Annotated in this window: 26 protein-coding genes and 1 pseudogene; 3 read left to right on the top strand and 24 right to left on the bottom strand. The window is 33.5% G+C overall.

Annotated features, from left to right (window positions below; translation table 11 throughout):
* Positions 1 to 14: 14 nt before the first annotated feature.
* From LKE46_RS06310 to LKE46_RS06335, 6 genes are all read right to left on the bottom strand, one after another.
* Positions 15 to 1856, bottom strand: a complete 1842-nt coding sequence (locus LKE46_RS06310; protein ID WP_291719475.1) for a MutS family DNA mismatch repair protein — start codon at positions 1854 to 1856, stop codon at positions 15 to 17.
* Positions 1857 to 2324, bottom strand: coding sequence for a bacteriohemerythrin (locus LKE46_RS06315; RefSeq protein ID WP_291719477.1), 468 nt, complete (start codon positions 2322 to 2324; stop codon positions 1857 to 1859).
* Positions 2325 to 2473: 149 nt separating this feature from the next.
* Positions 2474 to 2845 (bottom strand): phage holin family protein, encoded by a 372-nt coding sequence (locus tag LKE46_RS06320; protein WP_291719479.1) that lies wholly within the window; start codon positions 2843 to 2845, stop codon positions 2474 to 2476.
* A 191-nt stretch (positions 2846 to 3036) separates the two neighbouring features.
* Complete coding sequence (locus LKE46_RS06325) at positions 3037 to 3591, bottom strand: rubrerythrin family protein (RefSeq protein WP_291719481.1); 555 nt, start codon at positions 3589 to 3591, stop codon at positions 3037 to 3039.
* An 82-nt stretch (positions 3592 to 3673) separates the two neighbouring features.
* A complete protein-coding gene (locus LKE46_RS06330; protein ID WP_291719482.1) occupies positions 3674 to 4903 on the bottom strand; it encodes an aminopeptidase in 1230 nt (409 codons plus the stop codon).
* Positions 4904 to 5083: 180 nt separating this feature from the next.
* The gene (locus tag LKE46_RS06335; RefSeq protein WP_291719484.1) at positions 5084 to 5284 is read right to left on the bottom strand and encodes an alpha/beta-type small acid-soluble spore protein; all 201 of its coding nucleotides are present in this window, start codon (positions 5282 to 5284) and stop codon (positions 5084 to 5086) included.
* 194 nt (positions 5285 to 5478) lie between these two features.
* Here LKE46_RS06335 and LKE46_RS06340 point away from each other — a divergent pair, with 194 nt between their 5' ends.
* The gene (locus LKE46_RS06340; protein WP_291719487.1) at positions 5479 to 6318 is read left to right on the top strand and encodes a PHP domain-containing protein; all 840 of its coding nucleotides are present in this window, start codon (positions 5479 to 5481) and stop codon (positions 6316 to 6318) included.
* A 65-nt stretch (positions 6319 to 6383) separates the two neighbouring features.
* Here the strand turns inward: LKE46_RS06340 and LKE46_RS06345 are convergent, their stop codons facing one another.
* From LKE46_RS06345 to hprK, 4 genes are all read right to left on the bottom strand, one after another.
* On the bottom strand, positions 6384 to 7784 hold the full coding sequence (locus LKE46_RS06345; protein ID WP_291719489.1) for an aminopeptidase: 1401 nt from the start codon (positions 7782 to 7784) through the stop codon (positions 6384 to 6386).
* Between the two features lie 112 nt (positions 7785 to 7896).
* Complete coding sequence (locus LKE46_RS06350) at positions 7897 to 8841, bottom strand: magnesium transporter CorA family protein (protein WP_291719491.1); 945 nt, start codon at positions 8839 to 8841, stop codon at positions 7897 to 7899.
* 108 nt (positions 8842 to 8949) lie between these two features.
* Positions 8950 to 9498: a 5-formyltetrahydrofolate cyclo-ligase gene (locus LKE46_RS06355; RefSeq protein WP_291719493.1), complete on the bottom strand. Its 549-nt coding sequence runs from the start codon at positions 9496 to 9498 to the stop codon at positions 8950 to 8952.
* Positions 9488 to 10423, bottom strand: coding sequence for an HPr(Ser) kinase/phosphatase (hprK, locus tag LKE46_RS06360; protein WP_291719495.1), 936 nt, complete (start codon positions 10421 to 10423; stop codon positions 9488 to 9490). Before hprK ends, LKE46_RS06355 begins: the two co-directional genes overlap by 11 nt.
* Positions 10424 to 10783: 360 nt before the next feature.
* Between hprK and LKE46_RS06365 the strand changes: the two genes are divergently transcribed.
* Positions 10784 to 10942 carry an aspartyl-phosphate phosphatase Spo0E family protein gene (locus LKE46_RS06365; RefSeq protein ID WP_291719497.1) on the top strand — a complete coding sequence of 53 codons (159 nt, stop codon included), beginning with the start codon at positions 10784 to 10786 and terminating at the stop codon, positions 10940 to 10942.
* Between the two features lie 71 nt (positions 10943 to 11013).
* Here the strand turns inward: LKE46_RS06365 and helD are convergent, their stop codons facing one another.
* The 5 genes from helD to LKE46_RS06390 all read right to left on the bottom strand — a co-directional run bounded on the left by helD (position 11014) and on the right by LKE46_RS06390 (position 16944).
* On the bottom strand, positions 11014 to 13305 hold the full coding sequence (gene helD, locus LKE46_RS06370; protein WP_291719499.1) for an RNA polymerase recycling motor HelD: 2292 nt from the start codon (positions 13303 to 13305) through the stop codon (positions 11014 to 11016).
* A gap of 91 nt (positions 13306 to 13396) precedes the next feature.
* Positions 13397 to 14569 carry an ABC transporter permease gene (locus tag LKE46_RS06375; protein ID WP_291719502.1) on the bottom strand — a complete coding sequence of 391 codons (1173 nt, stop codon included), beginning with the start codon at positions 14567 to 14569 and terminating at the stop codon, positions 13397 to 13399.
* Positions 14570 to 14572: 3 nt separating this feature from the next.
* Positions 14573 to 15244: an ABC transporter ATP-binding protein gene (locus LKE46_RS06380; RefSeq protein ID WP_291719505.1), complete on the bottom strand. Its 672-nt coding sequence runs from the start codon at positions 15242 to 15244 to the stop codon at positions 14573 to 14575.
* 41 nt (positions 15245 to 15285) lie between these two features.
* Positions 15286 to 16224, bottom strand: coding sequence for an efflux RND transporter periplasmic adaptor subunit (locus LKE46_RS06385; protein WP_291719507.1), 939 nt, complete (start codon positions 16222 to 16224; stop codon positions 15286 to 15288).
* 225 nt (positions 16225 to 16449) lie between these two features.
* Complete coding sequence (locus LKE46_RS06390; protein WP_291719509.1) at positions 16450 to 16944, bottom strand: ECF transporter S component; 495 nt, start codon at positions 16942 to 16944, stop codon at positions 16450 to 16452.
* 168 nt (positions 16945 to 17112) lie between these two features.
* On the opposite strand from LKE46_RS06390, the gene def reads away from it, so the two are divergent.
* Entirely contained in the window at positions 17113 to 17586 is a 474-nt protein-coding gene (def, locus tag LKE46_RS06395; RefSeq protein ID WP_291719511.1) for a peptide deformylase, read from the top strand.
* 4 nt (positions 17587 to 17590) lie between these two features.
* On the opposite strand, the gene LKE46_RS06400 is transcribed toward def, so the two are convergent.
* From LKE46_RS06400 to LKE46_RS06435, 9 genes and pseudogenes are all read right to left on the bottom strand, one after another.
* Positions 17591 to 17893 carry a hypothetical protein gene (locus tag LKE46_RS06400; protein ID WP_291719513.1) on the bottom strand — a complete coding sequence of 101 codons (303 nt, stop codon included), beginning with the start codon at positions 17891 to 17893 and terminating at the stop codon, positions 17591 to 17593.
* Position 17894: 1 nt separating this feature from the next.
* The gene (locus LKE46_RS06405) at positions 17895 to 19601 is read right to left on the bottom strand and encodes a B12-binding domain-containing radical SAM protein (RefSeq protein WP_291719516.1); all 1707 of its coding nucleotides are present in this window, start codon (positions 19599 to 19601) and stop codon (positions 17895 to 17897) included.
* Between the two features lie 71 nt (positions 19602 to 19672).
* On the bottom strand, positions 19673 to 20416 hold the full coding sequence (locus tag LKE46_RS06410) for a class I SAM-dependent methyltransferase (RefSeq protein WP_291719518.1): 744 nt from the start codon (positions 20414 to 20416) through the stop codon (positions 19673 to 19675).
* Between the two features lie 39 nt (positions 20417 to 20455).
* Positions 20456 to 20579: pseudogene (locus tag LKE46_RS17785) on the bottom strand (YbaK/EbsC family protein); the annotation flags it as partial.
* Between the two features lie 18 nt (positions 20580 to 20597).
* Positions 20598 to 20984 (bottom strand): VOC family protein, encoded by a 387-nt coding sequence (locus tag LKE46_RS06415; protein ID WP_291719521.1) that lies wholly within the window; start codon positions 20982 to 20984, stop codon positions 20598 to 20600.
* 169 nt (positions 20985 to 21153) lie between these two features.
* Entirely contained in the window at positions 21154 to 21345 is a 192-nt protein-coding gene (locus LKE46_RS06420) for a helix-turn-helix transcriptional regulator (RefSeq protein ID WP_291719523.1), read from the bottom strand.
* A 3-nt stretch (positions 21346 to 21348) separates the two neighbouring features.
* Positions 21349 to 21843: a hypothetical protein gene (locus LKE46_RS06425; protein ID WP_291719525.1), complete on the bottom strand. Its 495-nt coding sequence runs from the start codon at positions 21841 to 21843 to the stop codon at positions 21349 to 21351.
* 177 nt (positions 21844 to 22020) lie between these two features.
* Positions 22021 to 22557 (bottom strand): nitroreductase family protein, encoded by a 537-nt coding sequence (locus LKE46_RS06430; RefSeq protein WP_291719527.1) that lies wholly within the window; start codon positions 22555 to 22557, stop codon positions 22021 to 22023.
* A 78-nt stretch (positions 22558 to 22635) separates the two neighbouring features.
* Complete coding sequence (locus tag LKE46_RS06435) at positions 22636 to 23421, bottom strand: YhfC family intramembrane metalloprotease (RefSeq protein ID WP_291719529.1); 786 nt, start codon at positions 23419 to 23421, stop codon at positions 22636 to 22638.
* Positions 23422 to 23430: the final 9 nt, after the last annotated feature.

Consider the following 23430-nt stretch of genomic DNA (forward strand, 5'->3'; position numbering starts at 1 on the left):
TCTTGCCTGATTTTTTAATCGGATTTTATATTGTCGGAAATATCAATTCCTGCCATTTTCATTAAGTATAAGGCATTACGCGTCTTGGATATACCTCTATGAAGCTTATAATCAAAATATATTTTATTGTTTTTATAATATTCTCTAAAGTAATAATTTTTTATACTACTGTTATTTTTATTTTCCAAATCACATAATTCCAGGTCATGAGTTGATACCATACCACATGTACTTAAGCTATTCAACTCATTTATTAGTATTTTAGCACCTGCATGTCTGTCTATTGAATTGGTACCCTTGAAAATTTCATCCAGAAGGAAAAATATATTTTCACCTCTTTTGGCAGCCTCTACAATGGATTTTATCCTTAAAATTTCTCCATAAAATGAAGATACATTTTTATCAAGATTATCACTTATTCTCATGCAGGTATATATATTCATTATGGAACATCTAAAATAATCAGCACATACAGCGGCTCCCGTATAGGCAAGTATTAAATTCACACCTGCCGTTCGTAAAAAAGTACTTTTCCCCGACATATTCGAACCTGTAATCAAAAGAATCTTTGAGCTTCTGTCCATATTTAAATCGTTACTGACAGCATTTCCCCTGATAAGCGGATGTGCCATAGATTCAGCCTTTATTTCAAGTTGATCAGATATGATTTCCGGAATCACCCAGTTTGGATGATCAGAATTTATGAGTGCCAGGCTGCAAAGCATTTCAAATTCACCAACTATGTCAATCCATTCCTGTACATGACCGCTATTGATTTTCCACTTTTCAAGAGCAAACATGCATTGATAATCCCATAGGAAAAATATATTGAGGAATATATATGCCATATTCCTTCTTTCTGAAATATTGTTTGCTATTCTTACCAGTTCTCTGATTGGTTTAAACTCTTTTTTGGGGCTGTTCCCGGCATCTCCACAGTCAAATACCTTCTTAAATCTATTTAGATATTCGGAGGAAAACTTTCCAGTATATATCATATCAATAATCTTTTTATAAGATTTTACATTCTCTTTAAGTTTGAATAGAATATCCATACTTTTAGATCTGTTCTTTGAATCAATACACAATAGTATCACAGAAAAAATAATTGCCATATATACAATGTAACTGTTCACCATATGAAGTGCAAAAAACATGAATAGAATAAGCATATTCACAAACGGAATTATCTTGAATGCTATTATTATAAAAGGATTTTTATAAATACCTTTTCCAGAACATTTAAGCAGATCCACAAGATCTGAAATATTATATGTGCCTTCTTCACATCTTGTAAAATACGCTTGAGCCTGAAGTCTCTGCCTAAAATTAAGTTTATCTGCCAGTTCCTGTATAGCAACTTGCTTTTCCAATATGTCTTCGGTCTCGTGTTGTCTGCATGATAATACCTCCTTCAACCTCTTCCTTCCATAATAAGTTTCTCCGGTATTTATCCACTGAAAAATAGATCCTTTTCCAAATACATCCAAATCATAAGCATAATTATGATTTTCATCCTTAAATTCATGTCCGTCATCATCAAAATATATCCATTTTCCCTGCAAGCGATGACATGAAATACGATTTATATCATAAAGTTTCATGGTAAACTTGAAATTTCTTGCTATCTTTTCATGCAATTTAACAGAGACAATAAAAAGTATAGTAAATACCAATACCATACTTATACTCAAAAAAATATAGCTGTACTTATATAATAAAATAACAGCTGCCAACCCGACGATAAATATAAAAAGCCTGACAATACTTATAAATTTAATAAAACTATTCTGCCTTTCAGAAAGCCATTTATAATGGCTTTTTCTCCTTTCGTAGATATCTTCTATATTTCTCATCTACTGCTCTCCTGATAAAAATTTACTATGAACTTTAACAATTTTGGAGGGTCTTAACTGTTCAAAATAATCTTTTAATTTTAAATCCATTCCCAGAATATGATCACTTATCCAGTTGTATACAAAATCCAAAAGTTTTAGAACCTCCTCCTGAGGATTTTCTTCTATTGATTCTAAATCCAAGTTTTCAATTTTATCTATAAATTTATCGTGTACTACCTTCTGTGCTTTATATCCAGGGTAATCATATAACTGCATGAGTCTTTCCTCATCTTCAAAATGATAAATAGTGTATTCCCTCAAGTTGTCTATGTTGTCCAGAATTTCATCTAAAATCTTATCTGTATACAAAAAATTATCTTGATTTTTTACAAGGTCATATATGGACTGTCCTATTTCAAAAAGCCTTTTGTGCTCATCATCTATTCTCTTTACACCACAGCTGTATATATCCTTCCATTCAAACATTTTTATTACCCCTTATCAGTATTTGGTTTTTTCCTTATTATTCTTATTATAGATTATAGCACACTCAAGTATCAAAAGGGGCAATATTTTTGAATATTGCCCCTAAATTGAAATCTGTATTCGTTTTTTATAAACTTCAAATATTTTTCCTACATAACCCCGCTAGGTAATACAGCATCTAAAATTCCTATTATGATAGCTGCAATAATGGCACCTATTATTGAAACCCTCATATTTGGAACTATAAATTGAGTTAAATATAATATTATGGCCGCTATTACAAATCCTTTAAATCCCTTGCCAAAAGGTGATGCATCCACACCCATAAACTTTTCTACCAGATAATCTATTATACTTATTACAACTGCAGCCGCCAAATATGACCAGAGTCCTGCTATACTGAAACCTGGTGTCAAAAATGATGTTATGGCCAATATTATTACGGTAATAATCAATCTGATAATATATCTTCCTACAGAAGACCTTTCCCTGTTATCCTTGTTATCACTTGTATCATTCACAAATAATCACTCCTTATACAATAGTATTGTAATTTAAAATAAACAAGCGAATTAAATTATTTTAATAAGCTTAATCTATATAGAAAAAATATTCAATTATATAATATAGCTTTACCTAAATTCAAAAAATTATTTATATATAAAATAAAAATAGCTATCGCCAAAGCAAAAGCTATTTTTTAGTAATTATCTTAAAATTTTTTGAACAGCTCGGCCCTTGCTCCACATACAGGGCAATTCTGAGGTGCTTCTCTTTCTACAGTAAACCCGCAAATTGGGCATACATATATTTCATTATCATATATGTCTTTTCCCTGTTTTGCAGTATCCTGAGCTTTTTTAAACAGTTTTGCATGTTCCTTTTCTGCACTTAGTGCAAAATTGAAGGATCTTTCTGCATCCTTTTCATTCTGGAACTTTGCAGTTTCAAGATATACAGGATACATTTGATCTATTTCATGAATTTCACCGTCAAAAGCTCCCTGCAAATTCTGGACTATATCAGTTAATCCAAATACTCCGCCTGCCGCTACGGAACTGTCCCCAAGCTGATCTTTGAGTACATTGAAATGATTCCTGGCATGAACCCATTCTGCATATGAAACAGCTTTGAATAATCTTCCTATATTGGGGAAACCATCTTTTTCAGCTTTTTCACCCCAGATCAGATATCTCATATGAGCCATACTTTCTCCACCATAAGCTGAACGCAAGAAATCCGCAGTCATAGCATTTCTTACTGCCATAGTACCACCTCGTTAAATAAATTTGTAATTTTAATTTACCCTATAATCGGCTGTAATATTCCTATGAAATATAGTATTACTTTTAAAAGTTAAAATTTCCATTTTTAAGCACTTCTATTTTATCTCCATTCTGGGTTGTGCCTGTTATGTTCAAGTCTTCTGTCCCAATCATAAAATCCACATGTTCCAGCGAGTTATTCACACCTGCAGATTCAAGCTGGTCTCTAGACATGTTTTCTCCACCTTTAATACATACAGGATATGCTTCACCTATGGCAAGATGACAGGAAGCATTTTCATCAAAGAGTGTATTATAGAACAATATATTGGAATTTGAAATTGGAGAATCAAAAGGTACCAATGCGACTTCACCAAGATAATGTGAACCTTCATCCGTTCCAATGATATGTTTTAGTGTTTCAAAGCCGTGCTCAGCCGTAAAGTCCACTATTTTACCGTCCTTAAATACAATAGAAAAATTATCGATCAAATTGCCATTGTAATTGAGCGGTTTGGAGCTGAACACTCTTCCATTCACTCCATTTTTAAGAGGTAGTGTATACACCTCTTCAGTAGGTATATTGGCCATAAATTCCGTGCTTCTTGGACTAAAGGATGAACCTCCAAGCCATATATGGCCTTCTGGAAGTTCTATTTTGAGATCTGTTCCCAAACCATTCCTATATTCAAGATACTTGAAATTATTTTCATTTAAAAATTTCATTCTCTTCTTTAAATTTTTCTTATGGTCTTCCCATGCTCTTATGGGGTCATCACACTTCACCCTTACAGTCTCGAATATTGAATCCCACAGCTTTTCAACAGCCTCACCTTCAGGAACATTTGGAAATATTTTTTTTGACCATGCTCTTGTAGGTACAGATACTACACTCCACACATTCTTATCTGACATGATTCTTCCCCTGTATTCTCTCAAAGCTGTATTGGCGGCTTTGTTTGCCCTCATTATCCTTCCTGTATCAACATCTTTCATAAGTTCTGGATCAGATGCATGTATGCTCAAAAAAGCAGCATCCTCTCTCGCATATCCTGTATACAGTTCTTTTCTCCACTCAGGGAAATCATCAAATATGTCATCTCTGCCATTTAGATACTTTATCTTTGAAAGCTTCTCATCACTCCAGTTGACAATTACATCTCTGGCCCCCTGTTTATATGCTATTTCAGAAACAGATCGCGTAAACTCGGCACATTCTATAGGTGAATTGACAACCAGGATTTGATTGTCCTGAATATTTACACCTATTTTTACAATAAGTTCAGCATATTTTTTTAAAAAGTTATTATTCATATTTCATCTCTCCATTACATAATGTCTATACTTTACTATATTATCCTTAATCTTGTGTGAGCACAAGCTTTATAGCGTTTTTATAATTTCTCATAATATAATTACCCCGATAAGTTGATGTTAAGACATTTAGCTTAACTTTATCTACTTATCGGGGTTAATTCAAAATCCTATTTTATGCTATTTTAAGCCCTGTTCGTATGCTTCAACCATCTTTTTAACCATGTTTCCGCCTACTGATCCTGCTTCTCTTGAAGTAAGATCTCCATTGTATCCATCTTTTAAGTTTACACCAACTTCTCTTGCAGACTCAATTTTAAATTTGTTCAATGCTTCTTTTGCCTGTGGTACGAGTACTCTGTTTCCTCTACTGTTCGACATAAACAATCCCTCCTAAATTTATATTGCAATTTATTGTGTATAAATTTTGTTCTGCATTTATAAGTTTGTTCTATTTTAAATTTATTACTCTATAAAATTATATGAAATTAGTCTATTTTATATCATAATTAGAAATTTAATAAAAATATAGTATAATAATTACATTGAATACTTTAACAGGGTAGGTGATTTTATTGTATAAAAAAGGAGATTTTCATTTACATTCCAGTGCATCAGACGGAAAATTTTCTCCTAAAGATGTTGTGAATCTTGCAAAGGAACAAAGCCTCGACATAATATCCTTAACAGATCATGATACTATTTCAGGCTTAGAAGAAGCAATTTCCCAAAGCATCCTAATGGAAATCAAGATAATTCCAGGCATAGAACTTTCAACACTATATAAAGGGAAAAGTGTTCATGTTCTCGGCTATTTCAAAACTACAGACAGCATTGACACAGCTTTTAAGAATTTTCTTCATGAAATGAATGATTACAGGTTACACAGGGCAAAAAAAATTGTAGGCAATCTATATAAATTTTTTAATATAAAATTGGACTATAGAAAAATGCTTGAGAATGCTCATGGAGTAGTTGCGAGGCCCCATATAGCAAAGGCAATAATAGATGCCGGGTATAATTACAGCTTTGATTACATATTCTCTGAATTCATAGGTGAAAATAGTCCTGCCTATGTTCCAAATAAAAAACTGACTACTGAGGACGCAATATCTCTTTTAAAATCCATGAAAGCCATGGCAGTACTTGCCCACCCGGTGCTTATAAAAGGTGTCGATATAGAAGAAATCATAAAACTGCCTTTCGATGGAATAGAAGCAATATATTCAGCCAACACACAGGATGATACTTTAAAGTTTATAAATTATGCAAATGAATATCATAAGATAATATCTGCAGGTTCTGATTTTCACGGTTTAGATGGCGGCGATTCAAAACATGCTTCCCACCCTGGTCAGGTATACCTTGGAGAGGACAGAATAGAACTTTTCTTAAAAAAGCTGAATTCAATATAAGTCAGGGACTAAACTGAACCGGGAAACTGCAACATAGACATTTTCCCGGTTCTTAAAATACAAACTTATATTCTGTTCAAAAACGAGCTGTAACCTTTCACTGCTTCATATATGTCAGCCTTGCTTGCAACTTCCCATGGAGCATGCATATTGTGGAGAGCTATACCGCAGTCTATTACCTGCATATTATATTTTGCAAGTATATATGCTATTGTTCCACCGCCTCCCTGATCCACTTTTCCAAGTTCTGAAGTCTGCCAGGATACATTGGCATCATCCATCACCTTTCTTATTTCAGCAATAAATTCAGGATTTGCATCATTGCATCCGGATTTTCCTCTCGCCCCGGTATACTTGTTGAATACTATTCCCTTTCCAAAGTAAGCAGCATTATTTTTTTCCATTACAGATGGATAGTTTGGGTCAAAAGCAGCACTTACATCAGAAGAAAGCATTTTTGAATTTGCAAGTGTCCTTCTAAGTTTCAATTCACTGTAGTCTCCAATTAAGTTCACAACCTCTGCCACCGTATTTTCAAAAAATCTTGACTGCATTCCAGTAGCTCCTACACTGCCTATTTCCTCCTTGTCTACAAGAAGTGCAGCACATGTCTTGTCTGGATTCTTTACTTTCATCATGGCTTCAAAAGAAGTATATGCGCATATCTTGTCATCATGCCCATAAGCCATTACCATACTGCTGTCAATACCATAATCTCTTGCCTTTCCTGCAGGTACGACCTCTAGTTCTGCGGAAACAAAATCTTCCTCCTCAATGTCATATTTTTTGTTGAGTATCTTGAGAATATTCTGCTTCACCCTGTTTTTTACATCTTTATCTTTAACAGGAATACTTCCTACCAGTATATTAAGATCCTCACCCTCTATCACCTTGTTTGCCTTTTTGAGCATTTGGTCACCTGAAAGATGAATAAGGAGATCTGAAATACCTACCACAGGATCGTTTTCATCCTCACCTATGACCAGATTGATCTTTGTTCCATCTTTCTTTACTATTATCCCGTGAATTGCAAGAGGAAGAGTCACCCATTGATACTTTTTGATTCCGCCGTAGTAGTGGGTATCAAGCAAGGCCAGATCCGTATCCTCATACAGAGGGTTCTGCTTTAAATCCAGCCTGGGTGAATCTATGTGTGCACCAAGTATTCTCATTCCTTCCTCTATATCATGTGATCCTATTACAAATAATGCCAGAGTCTTATCTTTATTATTGGCATAGACTTTATCACCTGGATTTAATTTTGTCTTATTTTTTATCAGTTGTTCTATATTTTTATAGCCCTTTGCCTCGGCTCTTTCTATAAATTCTACTGTACATTCCCTTTCAGTCTTGCATTTTGACATAAAATCCTTGTATTCATCTGATATCTTGAATAATTCCTTGAAATCCTCTTTTGAATATTTATCCCAAGCATAGTCATATTTCTTTTGAAGATCCTTTGTCATAGCCATCTCTCCTTATCCATATCATATTTATGTAAATATACAAACACCTATATTATACCAACCTTTTAAATTATTTTCCATAACATGGCTTCACCGTAAACCAGTTCGCATATCAGATCCATTTGTTTTTCTTGAATATGAATATCAATATGAAGGCTACACATCCCATGGTCATAACTACATAGTGACATCCATTTTCCATATCTATAAACGGAATTCCTTTCAAATTCATCCCATATACACTTGTTATAAGGTTGAGAGGCATAAATATACTGGTTATAACAGTAAATATTTTCATCAATTCATTTGTCTTGTTTGCCACCTCCGATTCAAATGCCTCCCTTACCATTGCCAGATCCTGTACCAAACTCTCCAGAGAAAGCATAAGTTTTTCTATTTTCTTGTTAAGTCCTATAAAATACACTATGACGTCATTTTCTATTATGAGATTGTCATTTAGGACAAAACTGTCTCCAATATATCTCAGTGGATTCAAATACTTTCTTACCTTGTATACCTGCCTTCTCAATGTTATAAGACTGTATAGCTGTTCCTTTTTGGGATCCTTCAATATTTTTATTTCTATCCTATCGACTTCAGCCTCCAGTTTTGATATAATATCAAAATTTCTTATTATTATTCTATCCAGTATATAATACAGAAGTATGTCAACCTGAGGTTTGTCTTTTAATATAAAACAGTTTTTTGATTCCCTGATATCTTTTATCAATTCATTCAATATATCTATGTTGTCTTTGTATACGGTTATCAAATACTTTTTACTGAGGAATACATTTAATTCCCTGGAAACAACTATATTATTCAAACAATTGAGCACGTTGAAAACTGCAAAAATATAATCGTTAAAAAAACTTATTTTTGAAGTTTTAGAGAAACTCCTGCAGTCCTCCATACTTTCACCATCAATTTCAATGAACTTGTTTAATTTCTCCATCTCAGTTGTATTTGCAACTATCCAATAATATCTGCCTCTCAAGCTCTCTTCATCCACTGCATTTACATTTATAAAGTCATTATCTACATCGATTATTCTCACAAAAACACCACCAATACAGCCATTCCAGTTGAACAGAACAACTATGGTGTTATTTTATGCAAAAATCATAGTTATTAGTCACTTTAAGCTCATGTCAGTGATTCCCATTTAATTGGAAATCATTTTATCCATCAATATATCATGTTCTTCCACAGGCACTTTATCTATAATCTGAAATTTATAGCATATACCGATTTTTTTGCAGTCATCCCTCAACTTTTCTAAAAATCTATCATAATATCCCCCACCATATCCGAGCCTTCCTCCACAATTGTCAAAAGCAAGTCCAGGAACATATGACAAGTCTATACGGGACCTACATACTTGAAATTTATCATCACGAGGTTCTAGAATATTGAATTTTCCATGAACCAGATCCTCAAATTTTTTTATCTGAACTGCAATCATACCTTTGTCCCTGGATATTACTTTAGGAACACATACAGTTTTTCCATCTGCAAGTGCCGCTTTTATTATCCTGTGGGTATCGACTTCGCTTTTATAGCTTACAAATATGAACACACAGGATGCCTTTTTATACTCGGAGCTATTTACAACCTTTTTAAATATGACGTTATCTAATTCTGCACGTTCTACAGTACCTAAATTATTTCTAAGCAGTACAATATTTTTTCTTATAATATTTTTAGTTTTCATATTCTCTTTGATTCCTGTCCTTCTCAACCTGTTTTATTCTTCTGCTTATAACATCCACAGGTGTTACTTTTGTAATCAGACCATATCTGAAATTAGCTGCTGCAGCTTCTATTATAACCGCAAGATTCCTACCTGGTCTTATAGGAATTGTCAGTTTTCTTATATGAACATTTAATATATCTACATACTCCTTGTCTATACCAAGCCTGTCATAATTCTGATCTTCCCTCCACTGTTCTATATACACCACTAGATTTATTACTTTTCTCTTTAAAATGGAACTCAATCCATATAATGCAGAGATATCAATTATGCCCATTCCTCTGACTTCTATCATTCCAGCAGTTATAAACGGCGATGTACCATAAAGTTCTCCATCTATTTCCTTTATATCAACGGCATCATCAGCTACCAGCCTATGTCCTCTTTTTATAAGTTCAAGGGCGGTTTCACTTTTCCCTATTCCACTTTCACCTGTTATAAGTATGCCAACACCATATACATCCAGAAGTACCCCGTGGAGTCTGGTTTCCGGAGCAAGTTTATAGTCGAGATAATTCATAAGCTTGTTTATAAATCTTGTAGATATCATGTCCGTTCTAAGTACCCATCTATTATATTCAATTGCACTTTCCATAAATTCCTTATGGGGCACAAGATTTCTAGTTATTATAGTACATGGATTGTCAAATTCAAAATACTTTCTCAATCTCTTTTCCCTGAGATCAGACTGCATTGCATCCAGGAAACTCCATTCAGCCTTTCCTACCACCTGTACCCTCTCATTTGCAAAATAATTGTAAAATCCACTGAATTGAAGTCCCGGCCTATTTATATCGCTTACATTTATTTCATTTAACCTCTTTCCCCTGTTCACTACCTCAAGATTCAAATCTTCTATTATATTCTTAATTGATACTGACATATTCTTCCCCCTAATTTAACCTCTTGCCTTCAGAACCTTATTTATGTTTTATATATTATAACATAAAAACAAAAAAATGTACTATATTAAGCAACTTCGTGGATATGCCAAAAACTTTTTGACAATATTCTAATCTTCAAATTTTTTATATTATGTTTTATATCAATATGTAAAAGACATTTTTTATGTTTTTCCACATTTTTTCCACAGAATAATTCACACCTTATCTACAGAAATTATGTTTATTCTTGTAATAATCTGTACATTATTGACTTATAAAATTTATGTTTACTTTTATATTATCTGCTAAAATATAATATATAAACTTAATGGATAAATTTTAATTATGAGGTAATTGTAATGAAAAATAATTTAAAGAACTTAGAGATGGAGATAACTAAACTAAAAGAAAATCTGTATACTTTAATTCAGAATAATGCTCTGACAGATTGTAATGTTATACGGTGCAGCGAAGAGTTAGACAAGCTGATCCTTGAATATCAAAAACTAAAAATATAATGCACTAGTATTTCCAGAGATTAAAAAAGGGGCAAAACCCCCGTAAACCCCTGTATTTAATCCAGAAATATTTATTTAATCAATTTTGAAATTGTACCTGAATAGAAAATATATTCAAAATGAAGTGCCCTTGTAAGTGCTACGTACAGTATTTTCTTATCCAGCTCATAGCATCCATAATTTTTTTCATCACAATTGTATATTACTGTACAATCAAACTCCAATCCTTTTGTCATATATGATGGTATTATTACAAAATCCAGCTTTAAGTTCTTATCGTTGTCTTTTATAAGAGTCCATTTGTATTTGCTGTATTTTCTCAGATAGTCTCTTATTTTTTTGCATTGATTATGGTCTTTACCTATAACAGCTATGCTTTTTTTGTTTCTAGAATATACATGTTCAACAATTTTATCCAGTTGTTCTCCGAATTCCCTGTTGGTTTTAAATTGAACTAATTTTGGCTTTTCCCCGTGTCTCAAAATTGGAGTGGCCGGTTTCAAACTGTTTTCCTGAAATTTTAGTACTTCATTTGCAAATTCAATTATTTCAATAGTCGATCTATAGCTTTGTGTAATTTCTACATATTTAAAATTGTCGTCAAAAATATCACGGACCAAATCTTCCCATTGTGATATTCCCTTATAATAATATATTCCCTGACCTACATCACCTACTATTGTCATGGAATTATTACATGTCAATTCCTTCAACACGGCAAATTGAAACTTGCTGTAATCTTGTGCTTCATCTATAACTATATGTTTGTATTTAAAAGCATCATCTACACCCTCTATTTTAAATTTCAGATATACCAGGGATGCCAGATCATCACTATCAAGAATTCCTCTTTTTATATTTTCATTGAATTCATCCCTCATAAATTTCCATATAGTCTTTTTGACTTTTCCCCCTGCTATCTGAAAAAATACGGTTTCATCATTTAAAAAATTGCTGTATTTATTTTCAGTATCCATTCCATTCCATTTATCGAAATATTCATAAAAACATTTTCTGGCATCCAATCTCAGCCTTTTTTTCTTTGCATCCCTCTCATTATACAATTGTATAAACTTATTTCTTCTCTCGCTGCAATCGTCCATCGACTTTTTTATCCTTGCAATTAAATATTCATAGGAAAAATCAATTTTATCCAGAATAGTTTTTATCTTATTGTCTATTTTTAATTCAAAATATCTTCTTATTTCTTCTTTTCTTTTATTTATGGGAAGGTTGGTCATATCTTTTAAATACAATCTTATAATTTCCTCTTTTTTGAATAATACATAATCATATACCTTTATATCATCTATTTTTGCATCTTCCTTTTCCATATAATTCACATACTCATCCAAAAAATTTTTATACAATATACTTCCTCTGAGACTACTGCTCTCAACCACAAATTTTCTGTCTTTCTCACTATTTTCTTCTACAAGATATGATAATTTTTGATCCTTCGTAAATATTTTAAATTTTATATTCAATATCTTTCTGCATATATCCTCAAAAGTATCCTGATTTACATTGTTCACTCCAAGATCCGGAAGAACTTCCGATATATAATCAAGGAACAACTTGTTAGGTGCTACTACGAGTATATCATTTCCACTTAATTTTCCCTTGTACTTATACAAAATATATGCCAGTCTGTGAAGCGCTACAGTAGTTTTCCCAGATCCAGCCGATCCCTGTACTACAAGTGCAGTGTTTTTCTCCGATCTTATTATATCATTCTGCTCTTTTTGTATAGTGGCAACTACATCCTTCAGCCTGCTGCTTACACTTTCCTCCAAATTTATCCTCAGGAATTCATCCACCAGAGCATTTCCTTCTTCATTAGAAGATCGTAGTATGATGTCATTTACAGCGTCATCAAAAGCATTCTCAAGTTTACCATACCTTATTAAAAATTTTCTTTTCAGGCTCAATTTGCCGCTGATTATTCCATTTGGAGCTCTATAAAATACATCTCCAAAAGTTCCGCTGTAATACAGATCTGCAAGGGGTGATCTCCAATCAATCACCTTTTCATCACCATCTTTTACATCGCCAAGTCCAAATTTTCCAATATAGAATGTCTCCTCATCCCTCTTGTACTCTCTAAAGTCTATACGTCCAAAATAAGGTCGTTCCTGACTTTCTATATACTTTTCCAGATGCTGCTGGGTCATCTTATACAATTTTTCCTTGGTTTCAAGCTCTTGATTATATTTCCCCTTTAATTGTTTTCTCAAACCATCTATATCTAATTTAAGTTTCCTGTCATCTTCAGTTATACTTTCAATCTGTTCCTTTATCCATTTTTCAGTATCTTTGAGATGTTTCTCCTCAATCTTCATATCCTCATCTTTTATAGCCATAATTATATCTCCCTTGTAGTATTGTCCATATAAGTTTCAATTTTATATTTACGTTATACATATGTCAAGGGTATAAAAAGTGGACAACTACCTATTCAAACCTAAGAGCATCTATTGGTTTAAGGTTTGAAGCTTTGTATGCCGGAAATATACCAAATACAATGCCTACAATCATTGAAAAGGAGAATGAAAAAATTACTACAGGTATTGAAAATGCTACGGAAACTCCAAAAGCAGATATTGCCTTTCCAAGTAAAATACCAAATACTACACCTATTATACCGCCCAGTGAACTCAGAACCAGGGATTCTATCAAGAATTGAATCAATATATCTTTTTTTGTCCCCCCAAGTGCCTTTCTTATTCCAATTTCCTTGGTACGTTCTGATACAGATACCAGCATGACATTCATTACTCCTATTCCTCCCACTATAAGTGATATGCCAGCTATCCCCCCAAGCAAATAAGTCATGGTACCCGTTATTGAACTCATGGTGTCAAGCAATTGTTTCTGACTCATGACCCTGCTGGTACTATTGTCTGTTGACTTGAAATAATTGTTCAAATAGGTATTTACTTGATTTGCAACCATATCTACATCTTGATCACTTGAAGATTTTATATACACACTTTGTACATTTCTACTACCAGCAAGGCTTATAGCCGTAGATGATGGTACAATCACCATATCATCCGTGTTGTTCCCCATGGAACTTCCCTGTGATTCCAACACCCCTATAACATTATAGGTATTTCCATTTACACTGATATCCTGACCTACAGGATCATTAAATCCATAAAGCTGGGTTGCAATATCAGATCCCAGAACTGCCACTTTATTTCTGTAATCTACATCCAGATCGGCTATAAATCTGCCTTCCGAAAGTGTCATATTTCTCACATCCATAAAATTCGGCGTAGTTCCAGTTACAGAAGTGCTTTGGGATTTTGCACTGACTTTAACCGTAGCACTGGCACTAATGGTAGGTGCTGCCTCGGAAATTCCCTGTAACTCCTGAATATTTTTCACATCATCAAGGGTAAATTGCCTGGTTCCACTGTTATTAGAAGTATTTGCCATAATAAGATTGGTCCCGAGAGCCTGGACCTGGGAAGTTATCTGTTTTGTGGAACCGCTTGCCATGCTTACCAATACTATAACGGAAGAAATTCCTATAATTATACCTATCATGGTGAGAACAGACCTCAGTTTATTGCTTATTATATTTTTTACAGCTAGCTTTAAAGTCTGAAATAATTTCATATGTTAATCCTCCCCCACGTATAATTTTCCATCTTCCATGGTCACAATCCTCTTTGCCTGCTTTGCAATTTTCAAATCATGAGTTATCAATATTATAGTCTGACCATTTTCATGGAGTTCTTTCATAATACCCATTATTTCCCCACTTGTCTTTCTATCCAGAGCACCTGTAGGTTCATCTGCCAGTATGATCTTGGGCTCTCCTGCAAGCGCCCTGGCAATAGCCACCCTTTGCTGCTGCCCTCCTGAAAGTTGATTTGGCCTGTGATACTCTCTTCCTTTAAGTTTTACCTTCTCAAGACATTCCATAGCTCTTTCCCTGGATTTTTTCTCACTTATCCCCCTGTATAGGAGAGGTAATTCTACATTTTCTACAGCATTCATTTTAGAAAGCAGGTTGAAATTTTGAAATATGAATCCTATCTGTTTATTTCTTACATCAGCTAACTGAGATTCACTCATTTCATTTATGTTTATACCATTTAGAATATAGTCTCCAGAATCACAGACATCAAGGCATCCGATTATATTCATAAGCGTAGATTTGCCGGAACCGGACGGGCCCACAATTGAAACAAATTCATTCTCAGATATACTTAAATTGATATTGTCCAGTGCTTTTATTTCAGTATCTCCCATAGTATAGTACCTGCACAGATTTCTAATCTCTATCATAAAAGTTCTCCTTTCACATATATTCCAATCTCATCCCGCAACTAATTTGTTCCTCCATTTTGACTTCCACCATTTCCTCCCTGCCTAAAACTGCCTGCTCCTCCGCCTCTCATCATTCCGAATCCGCTTCCGTTTCTTCCTGAAGATTGATTTCCGCTTGAACTTTCAGTCTGAGGCAATTGAACTTCTTGTCCTTTTGTAAGCCCTTCAACTATCTGAACCATTTTCCCGTTATTAATTCCTATCTGAACTTGCTGCATTTTTCTTTTTCCATCGTCAGAAGATAGTATTACAAATTTTTTACCATTCATATCTCTTATTGCTTCTATAGGCACAGCTAGTACATTATTCTTTGATGCTGTTATTATAGAGGCCTCTGCAGACATTCCGGATTTTATGTTATTTATTTTATCAAAATATATAATTACATTAAAAGTTGATACTCCATTCGAATACGTTCCCTGCTGACTTATATCCTTAACAGTACCTGTGAAACTAGTATCTGGAAATGCATTAACTTTTATATTGGCCTTTTGGCCGATCTTCAGATTGGGGACATCTGTTTCATCTACAGATATTGTGGTATAAAAATTCTTGTTATCAAATATACTCAAAAGAGCTTGATTGGGATTTACAATATCTCCTCCACTTACATTTACCTGACTTATTATTCCATTATAGGGAGCTGTTATTGCGGCACTTCCATTTTCAAAAGTAATAAGTTCCTGCCCTGCGGTTACCTCCTGGTCTTTGCTTACAAATACCTGAGATACAGTATCTGCTCCTACAGCTTTAATTGACTGGCTATTCAGGGGCATAACACTTCCTGAACCGGAAACTGTACTCTCAATATTCTGTACGGTTACTTGAGCTTGTGAAGACTGTACTTTATTATTTTCGGATTTTTTTGTGGTATTTCTATATACTATAACACTTACTGCTATTATCACTATTATTATTGGAATAAGTATCTTTTTCACGATATGATCCCTCTCTTCCCATTAAATTTATTTTTATTCAAATTAAGAATAAGTTTAAATTTCTTTTGTCACAATTTTGTTACAATATTATTAATATTTTATGTAAAAAAATAAAGCCACGTTTCCGGGGCAATGATTATTTTATGAAATATATAAATTAATAGCAACAAGAGCTTCAATAGACATTACAAAACTGCACTGTCCACTGAAGCTTTTATATATTGTCTAAGCTTTTCCAAGATTGACTTTCAATGTTCTGGCCAGCGTACTTACAAGTGTAAAAGCAATAACTCCATCAACTATATGGTGAGCAAAGGTACCTGCTCCAACTACTACAAGTACTTTGAACATGGTAAATCCAAACGGTATTACAAATATTGCCTCCAGGATAGCATGCACAGGTGCAGTCAAAGCAATGACTTTTTTAAATGACACACCTTTTTTCAGCAAAACAGCCCCTAAAAGTCCAACAAATATATGACTTGATGCCCTTGCTGCAATTACAGCCGGACTTGTTATTAAAAAACCAACTGCAGAGCCTATCCCAACTATTACAGCTGGTACCGGTCCAAGAAACATAGATAAAAACATAGGAACATGAGAAGCCAGTGTAGCACTGAAAGGTCCTAATTGAATTTTCAGAAAACCAAAAGCCGTTGGTATTATGATTGCGAGAGCAGTTAAAAGTCCTGCATAGGTCAATTTCTTTATATTATCCATTTATTATTCCTCCTACTTCATGTATATACATGAGTATATACTATTTTGTTCTTATTGTAAACCTGCTTAATTAAAATACACCAGATAAACACCTGAAAGTATCAATTGCTTGTTGTCAGCAATAAATGTATAATTTACTTATAATATTCATTTCAGGAGGTACAGAACTTGTCAGTAAGAGAAGTATTAAAATACGGGAATAAAACTTTAAAAAGGGTGAGCAGAAGAGTTGAAAAAATAGATGACACTATATTGGATACAGTAGAAGATCTTAGGGATACTCTAAAAGAGGATGCAGGCGGTATAGGACTTTCAGCACCACAGATAGGCGTACTGAAAAGAATCATACTCATAGATTTAAAAGAGGAAGACTTTACCCCAATTGTATTGATAAACCCTAAAATCATAAAAAAAATAGGACATGAGGAAAGCGTTGAAGGCTGCCTGAGCTATCCCGGCTATGAAGGAATTGTAATACGTCCAAAAAAAGTAATTGTAACCGGACTAAATTTAGATGACAAGGAAGTAAACTATACTGCAGATGGTCTTCTGGCAAAGGCTTTCTGTCACGAAATAGATCACTTAGACGGAATACTGTACATGGAAAAAGCTAAAAAAATATACAAATTAGATAAAAAGTAAAAAATCACAAGTATTTTACAGAAACTCCCTTTGCTCCAAATACCGTTCCAAGCAAGGGAAGTTTTATCTTTTGATATATTGTTATCTTATCTTCAAACTCCAATCCATTTTCTATAAATACGTTTATCCCCTTATAGCTCTCCAGCTTATATCCTGTATATACTTCAGGAAACTTTTTTATAAACTCAACAGATATTTCTTTTACTTCCATAGAACAGCATCCACTTGATGCTGAAATTGTTCTTACTAAAAATCCACCTCTATTTTTCTTTGCATACTCCAACGCTTTATCATCAATATAAACCATTTTATCTCTCCTTTAATATTATTCTTGTTTCATTTTCTCCATAGAACAATATGTACTCTTCCTGCCTGATTATAACTCCTTTATTTATGAAACTATCCATATCTATAAAAAACTTTTCCAGATGATAATTCCCGCAAATATGTATTCCACCATTCTGAAGCCTGTCTTTTATCCTCTTTTCCTCACTTCTTAATCTGCTTCTCTCCAGAAAATCTGGAAGCCATCTCTTTTTATTGAACTTTAAATAATCATACTTTATTATTTCCTTCAATTCAAAATTTTCATTTTTGAGATATTCTTCGTTGAATTCCAGAAATACTTTATAGTACTGGAGAACAGATATATTCCTATTTAAATATCCTTTATCATAAAAAAACATTCCCAATCTGGAATAAAAATCAAAGGGGGTTTCAAATATGTTTAAAAAATATTTTATTATATTCTCAAATTTTCCAGAATTATAATATTTATCAACCATTTTATCAACTTTTTTCAAAGTACATATTTCATCATAACTTATAGAATTTGTTTTGAGCACTTCATAAGGCGGATATGGTGAATATACTATTCCCCACTTTCCGCATTCATCTCTCATTGAAGATCCTTTTAAAAGTTTTAAAAATCCAAGCTGAAGCTTTTCAGGATTAATGGAATAAACATCATTAAAAGAGTTCTTAAATGATTCAAAGTTTTCTCCAGGAAGACCCGCTATCAAGTCTAGATGCTGATTTATATTATAGAATTCCTGTATCCTTTTTACTTTATTCTCTATATCACAGAATTTGACTTTCCTGTTTATATTTTTAAGCACTTCCCAATTAGTAGTCTGAACTCCAACCTCCAGCTGTATTCTTCCCTCCGGAGCTCTATTCAACAATTCTATCTCCTCATCCGTAAGTATATCTGCTGAAATTTCAAAATGAAAAGTCGCATCAATATCTTTTCCTATTAAAAATCTCCATATGTCCATTGCAAATAGAGGATTGCAGTTAAAAGTTCTATCTACAAATTTTATTAGTTTGATTCCCTTCCCTATTAAAAAATCGAGTTCTCTTTTTACTCTTTCTCTATTCAAGAATCTAACACCTTTTGTAGTAGATGACAGACAATAACTGCAATTGAATGGACATCCTCTGGAAGATTCATAATATACTATCTTGTTGTCCAGATTATCATTCCTGTCATAGGGAAAAGCAATGCTGTTCATGTCCATAGCCTCTCTGTCTCCATTAAATATAACTTTATCATCTCCTTTGAAGCACAGTCCTTTTATGTTTTTGATATTTACGGCGTGTCTTTCTGAAACATCTGATTTCTTGATTCTTTGAAGCTCAAAATCAACTAAATCATAATAGGTCTGTTCACCCTCTCCAGATATCACATAATCTCCTGAGTTCACTTCCAGGAACTCTCTGGAACTATATGAAACCTCCGGACCACCATAGCATATTTTTATATTCGAATCTATAAGTTTGACAAGCCTTGCAAGAGATGTGCAAAAATCTATATTCCATATATAACAAGATAGTCCAACCATGTCAGGCTTTTCTCTCATTATCTCTTCCAGTATTTTTTCTCTTCTGTCGTTTATAGAAAATTCCTTTATTGTGCAGTCATATTTCAATTCTCCCGTAAATGCCTTTAAATATCTGACTGCCAGATTGCTGTGAATAAATTTCGCGTTTATAGCTACAAGCACCACTTTCATTATAAGTATAATCTCCTCTCAAGCACCTGTTTGCACTATAGAATATAATAGCATAAATCCGATATATTATGTTAGACATCTGCAATAACTCTTAACCTCCTATAATCAGCAATCCAACATGTTCCATTCCATAGTTCATCACGTACCTTCGCCATTAAATTTTTTAATATTAAATTCTGTTCACTGGCTGAGAATCTCTCCAAATCTGCTTCAAAAAATTGCATGGCCCAATTATATAATCCCTTGTTTCCATTTTTTAAAGGTGTTGGACGGTCAAAATCATAAATCTTTTTAATAGAAAATCCGTTTTTTATCAGCAGCTGGCTAAAGGTATCAACTGTCGGGAAAGTAAATCTCGAGTTGTAGGTTATGCCCATGTCCTGTAATACAGCGCTAAACCCCTGTTCTATGATTTTGATATTTCCATATGCTCCAAACTCACAAATGAGTTTCCCGGGGGACTTTAATGAATCTTTGATTTTCCGAAGCAATAGGTCATGATTTGAAATCCAGTGAAATACGGCATTTGAAAAAACAACATCCCATTTCTGTTCACAAGGTATCTCCAGTGCATCCATAACCTGAAAATCAAGATTGGGATAAGCCTGCCTTGCTTTTTCAATCATTTCTGAAGAACTGTCTATCCCCAAAACATAATCACACAGCTTTGCAATTTCAGCAGTCAATACACCGGTTCCACACCCTAAATCAAGAATCTTTTGCGTCCTATCATCTTGAATAAACTCCAAAAGGTCCTTGCCATATTCAGCCACAAAGTCATGCTTACTATCATATAATTTTGAATTCCACTTCATATTTCCCTCCATTATATTTCTATATTTCTGATTTTTAACTCAATCATTCCATTTCTTGCACACATCAAGCCATTTTAAGTACCTTGAGTGTTTTTCTAACTCTTCTATATGTTAGTTCAATAGCGCTGCTGCTGCTCCCACAAGCCGGATAGACAGTTTCAAAAAGAAGCTTACGTACTTACTATATAATTTTCGCAAAAATTTCATGTATATTTCCATCTGGATCAGCAAATAGTGCTGTTCTTTGATTCCAAGGCATATCTTGTGGTTCATGAACAGAAATTGCTCCTTTGGAGATTAACTTCTTAAATGATTCATCAACATCATTAGGATTTTCACATGGAAAAGCAAGTTCAAAGCCCTGCCCAGATGACTCTTCCCTATATTCGCTACTATACACATACATAACATCTCTCATACACATAGCAAATCTTACTCCATCGTTTTCAAATTCAACATAATTACCAAGGTCATTTTCAATTCTAAACTCAAGAACTTGATTGTAGAATTTTTTCATTTTATCTATATCATTTGTCCAAATTGTAATAAGATTAATTTGTGCTTTCATCGTATATTTTTCCCCTTTCTTAATTTAACTTATAGTTCGCTTTAATGTACATTTATGAATTAAGCATTTAAATCAGCTGCAATTTTCTGCATTGCATTATCATCTTATTCTACATAAATTATACAATACACCTGCTAAATTAAAGTAATTTTTCTAGGAAATAATCCTTTCATTCCAGTATAAAAAGTTCTTCTACTGCCACCTGTAGATATTTTGCCAGTTTCATAGCCAGCTCAAGGGTTGGATTGTACTTGTCGTTCTCTATGGCTATAATGGTCTGCCTTGTAACCCCAATAACCTTTGCCAGTTCCTCCTGAGTCATACCATATTTTTTTCGATAATATCTTATATGATTTTTCATATACTATCCTCCAAGTTTTACAAGTACTAAAAATCTAGCCAGCATATAGACTATAAAAATAAATATCAACATAATTGCCGCAGGTCCAATGACACCATACTTTATTATATCCATAACTGCCCATATAACAAAATATATAGATATATAAGTCATACCTATTTCAATACTTTTTGCAGAGACCACTTTTTCCCTTTCATCCATAAATCTAAATTTATTGTCACCACTTACTATGGGCCTGCTTTCTCCTCCAAAACGTCTGTTTATAATCATTTGTGAAATAAATATTATAATAATCTGCGTACTCATTATAAAAGTAAAGCCATTCCTTATACCTTCATCAATATGGATTTTTATATGCCAGCCGTAAAATGCAACTATATCTCCAAGTAGACTCTGTACAATTATTAGACAAAACATAAGTAATGCTACTATCAAATTACTGTATTGAACTGCAACAGCATACGCACTTTTTTCACGTTCATCTTTCTTTCTAAACAATCTAATTCACCTCCTTATGTAAAAATATCTTTACATTTATAATATAGTGCTTTTTGAAAAATGTCAATACATCTTTACATTTAAAAAATATTTTTTACACAAAAAAAGCCTGAAGTACTTTTAAGTTACAGTATCCCAAGCTTTTATAAATCATATAAAAAAACAATCAAATAGTATTCAGTCTATAAACTGCAAAATCTCCTCCAGGTTCTTGCGAATTTTGCTGCGGAGTTTTGTATCTGCAGAGTATCCAACACTTATTACCAGCCTTATCCTCTTAGAGCTTGGTATGTCAAGCAGTTTCTTGAGTTTTTTCTCATTAAACCAACCCATAATACAGGTCGACAATCCCTGTTCAGTAGCCGCAAGACATAGATAAGCCGATGCAATGCCAATATCAATGGAAGAATAATCCTGATCTTTGATTGTTCCTCCGATTCGAGCCTTAATATCTCCTTTTTCTTCCAGTACAATGACAAAGGAAGGACATTTATCCGTAAATTTATTCATGCCAATATCCTGAAGGCACTTTGCCACTTTAAAGGATAGTTCCCTGTTATTTACAACTATGAATTTCCAGGGCTGCCCGTTACAAGCTGAAGGGGCAATTCGACATGCCTCTATGCAGGAAATCAATTTCTCCTTTTCCACCTGTTTATCCAGATAATTTCTGCAGCTCTCACGCTGTTCAATCAAATTAAAATAATTGGTCATAAATACACCCCTTTCAATAGAATATCTGCATTCCAGTACTTTCCAATATTTTTTCGTTTTTCCTTTGAATTAGTCCACCTAATAAGAAGATTGCGGCTCAAATATTCTCCTGGATTTAATGACAAAGAGCAATAATGCTATAGCTGACAGGGCAACAATAATCTCTGTTCCTGCTATGCTGAATTTCCCAATCTGGTATAAAGCAGGAAAGAAATCTATTAAAGCATGACCCAATATTGCAATAAATAGATAAAGAATTTTTTTGTTTTTAACTGCATAAAGTACTAAAATACTACCTGCCAAGTGGATTATAATTGCAAAAATTCTTTCTATACCTCCAACGGCAAATAAACTTGGTGAAGTGTTTATGAGTGAACTTCTAACTGCTTCTAAAGACTGCTTAGCAGCAGGAGTACTCGCTGTAGTCAATAAATTATTAAAACCATTGCTGTTTATAAGATTTGACAATACTAAATTTTGTACATTGGGCACAACGCCTATCAAAACAGCTTCAATTCCTCCATGACCTATACCAAATGCCAGGCCATTTTTCCACTCTAATTTGCCTTTTAAAAAGAACTTCATAGAAATAAATCTTCCTACTTCTTCAAAAATGCCCGCAGCTAAAGCTCCGTAAATAGCAAAAACTATTGTTGTAGTACTAATTAAATTATTACCTATTACTGCTACATGTATAGCCTTTTCTAAAATCTGCGAAAATACAATGAAGGTTAATATACCTAGTCCTACTGTCTTTATAGAAATATTATACTTTTTTCTAGCATATATGAATAATGCAACCGGAACTAAAATCGAGACTAATGCAGAAAATGCTATAAATACTATTGATAATGAACCAACCATATGAATCCC

The sequence above is a fragment of the Clostridium sp. genome, from assembly GCF_022482905.1.
Taxonomy (GTDB): domain Bacteria; phylum Bacillota; class Clostridia; order Clostridiales; family Clostridiaceae; genus Clostridium_B.

Coding starts and splice junctions, on each gene's coding strand:
- LKE46_RS06310 (WP_291719475.1), bottom strand. CDS start 1,856: ATGAGAAATATAGAAGATATCTACGAAAGGAGAAAAAGCCATTATAAA.
- LKE46_RS06315 (WP_291719477.1), bottom strand. CDS start 2,324: ATGTTTGAATGGAAGGATATATACAGCTGTGGTGTAAAGAGAATAGAT.
- LKE46_RS06325 (WP_291719481.1), bottom strand. CDS start 3,591: ATGGCAGTAAGAAATGCTATGACTGCGGATTTCTTGCGTTCAGCTTAT.
- LKE46_RS06330 (WP_291719482.1), bottom strand. CDS start 4,903: ATGAATAATAACTTTTTAAAAAAATATGCTGAACTTATTGTAAAAATA.
- LKE46_RS06335 (WP_291719484.1), bottom strand. CDS start 5,284: ATGTCGAACAGTAGAGGAAACAGAGTACTCGTACCACAGGCAAAAGAA.
- LKE46_RS06345 (WP_291719489.1), bottom strand. CDS start 7,784: ATGACAAAGGATCTTCAAAAGAAATATGACTATGCTTGGGATAAATAT.
- LKE46_RS06355 (WP_291719493.1), bottom strand. CDS start 9,498: ATGAAAACTAAAAATATTATAAGAAAAAATATTGTACTGCTTAGAAAT.
- hprK (WP_291719495.1), bottom strand. CDS start 10,423: ATGTCAGTATCAATTAAGAATATAATAGAAGATTTGAATCTTGAGGTA.
- LKE46_RS06365 (WP_291719497.1), top strand. CDS start 10,784: ATGAAAAATAATTTAAAGAACTTAGAGATGGAGATAACTAAACTAAAA.
- helD (WP_291719499.1), bottom strand. CDS start 13,305: ATGGCTATAAAAGATGAGGATATGAAGATTGAGGAGAAACATCTCAAA.
- LKE46_RS06375 (WP_291719502.1), bottom strand. CDS start 14,569: ATGAAATTATTTCAGACTTTAAAGCTAGCTGTAAAAAATATAATAAGC.
- LKE46_RS06380 (WP_291719505.1), bottom strand. CDS start 15,244: ATGATAGAGATTAGAAATCTGTGCAGGTACTATACTATGGGAGATACT.
- LKE46_RS06390 (WP_291719509.1), bottom strand. CDS start 16,944: ATGGATAATATAAAGAAATTGACCTATGCAGGACTTTTAACTGCTCTC.
- LKE46_RS06400 (WP_291719513.1), bottom strand. CDS start 17,893: ATGGTTTATATTGATGATAAAGCGTTGGAGTATGCAAAGAAAAATAGA.
- LKE46_RS06405 (WP_291719516.1), bottom strand. CDS start 19,601: ATGAAAGTGGTGCTTGTAGCTATAAACGCGAAATTTATTCACAGCAAT.
- LKE46_RS06410 (WP_291719518.1), bottom strand. CDS start 20,416: ATGAAGTGGAATTCAAAATTATATGATAGTAAGCATGACTTTGTGGCT.
- LKE46_RS06415 (WP_291719521.1), bottom strand. CDS start 20,984: ATGAAAGCACAAATTAATCTTATTACAATTTGGACAAATGATATAGAT.
- LKE46_RS06420 (WP_291719523.1), bottom strand. CDS start 21,345: ATGAAAAATCATATAAGATATTATCGAAAAAAATATGGTATGACTCAG.
- LKE46_RS06430 (WP_291719527.1), bottom strand. CDS start 22,557: ATGACCAATTATTTTAATTTGATTGAACAGCGTGAGAGCTGCAGAAAT.
- LKE46_RS06435 (WP_291719529.1), bottom strand. CDS start 23,421: ATGGTTGGTTCATTATCAATAGTATTTATAGCATTTTCTGCATTAGTC.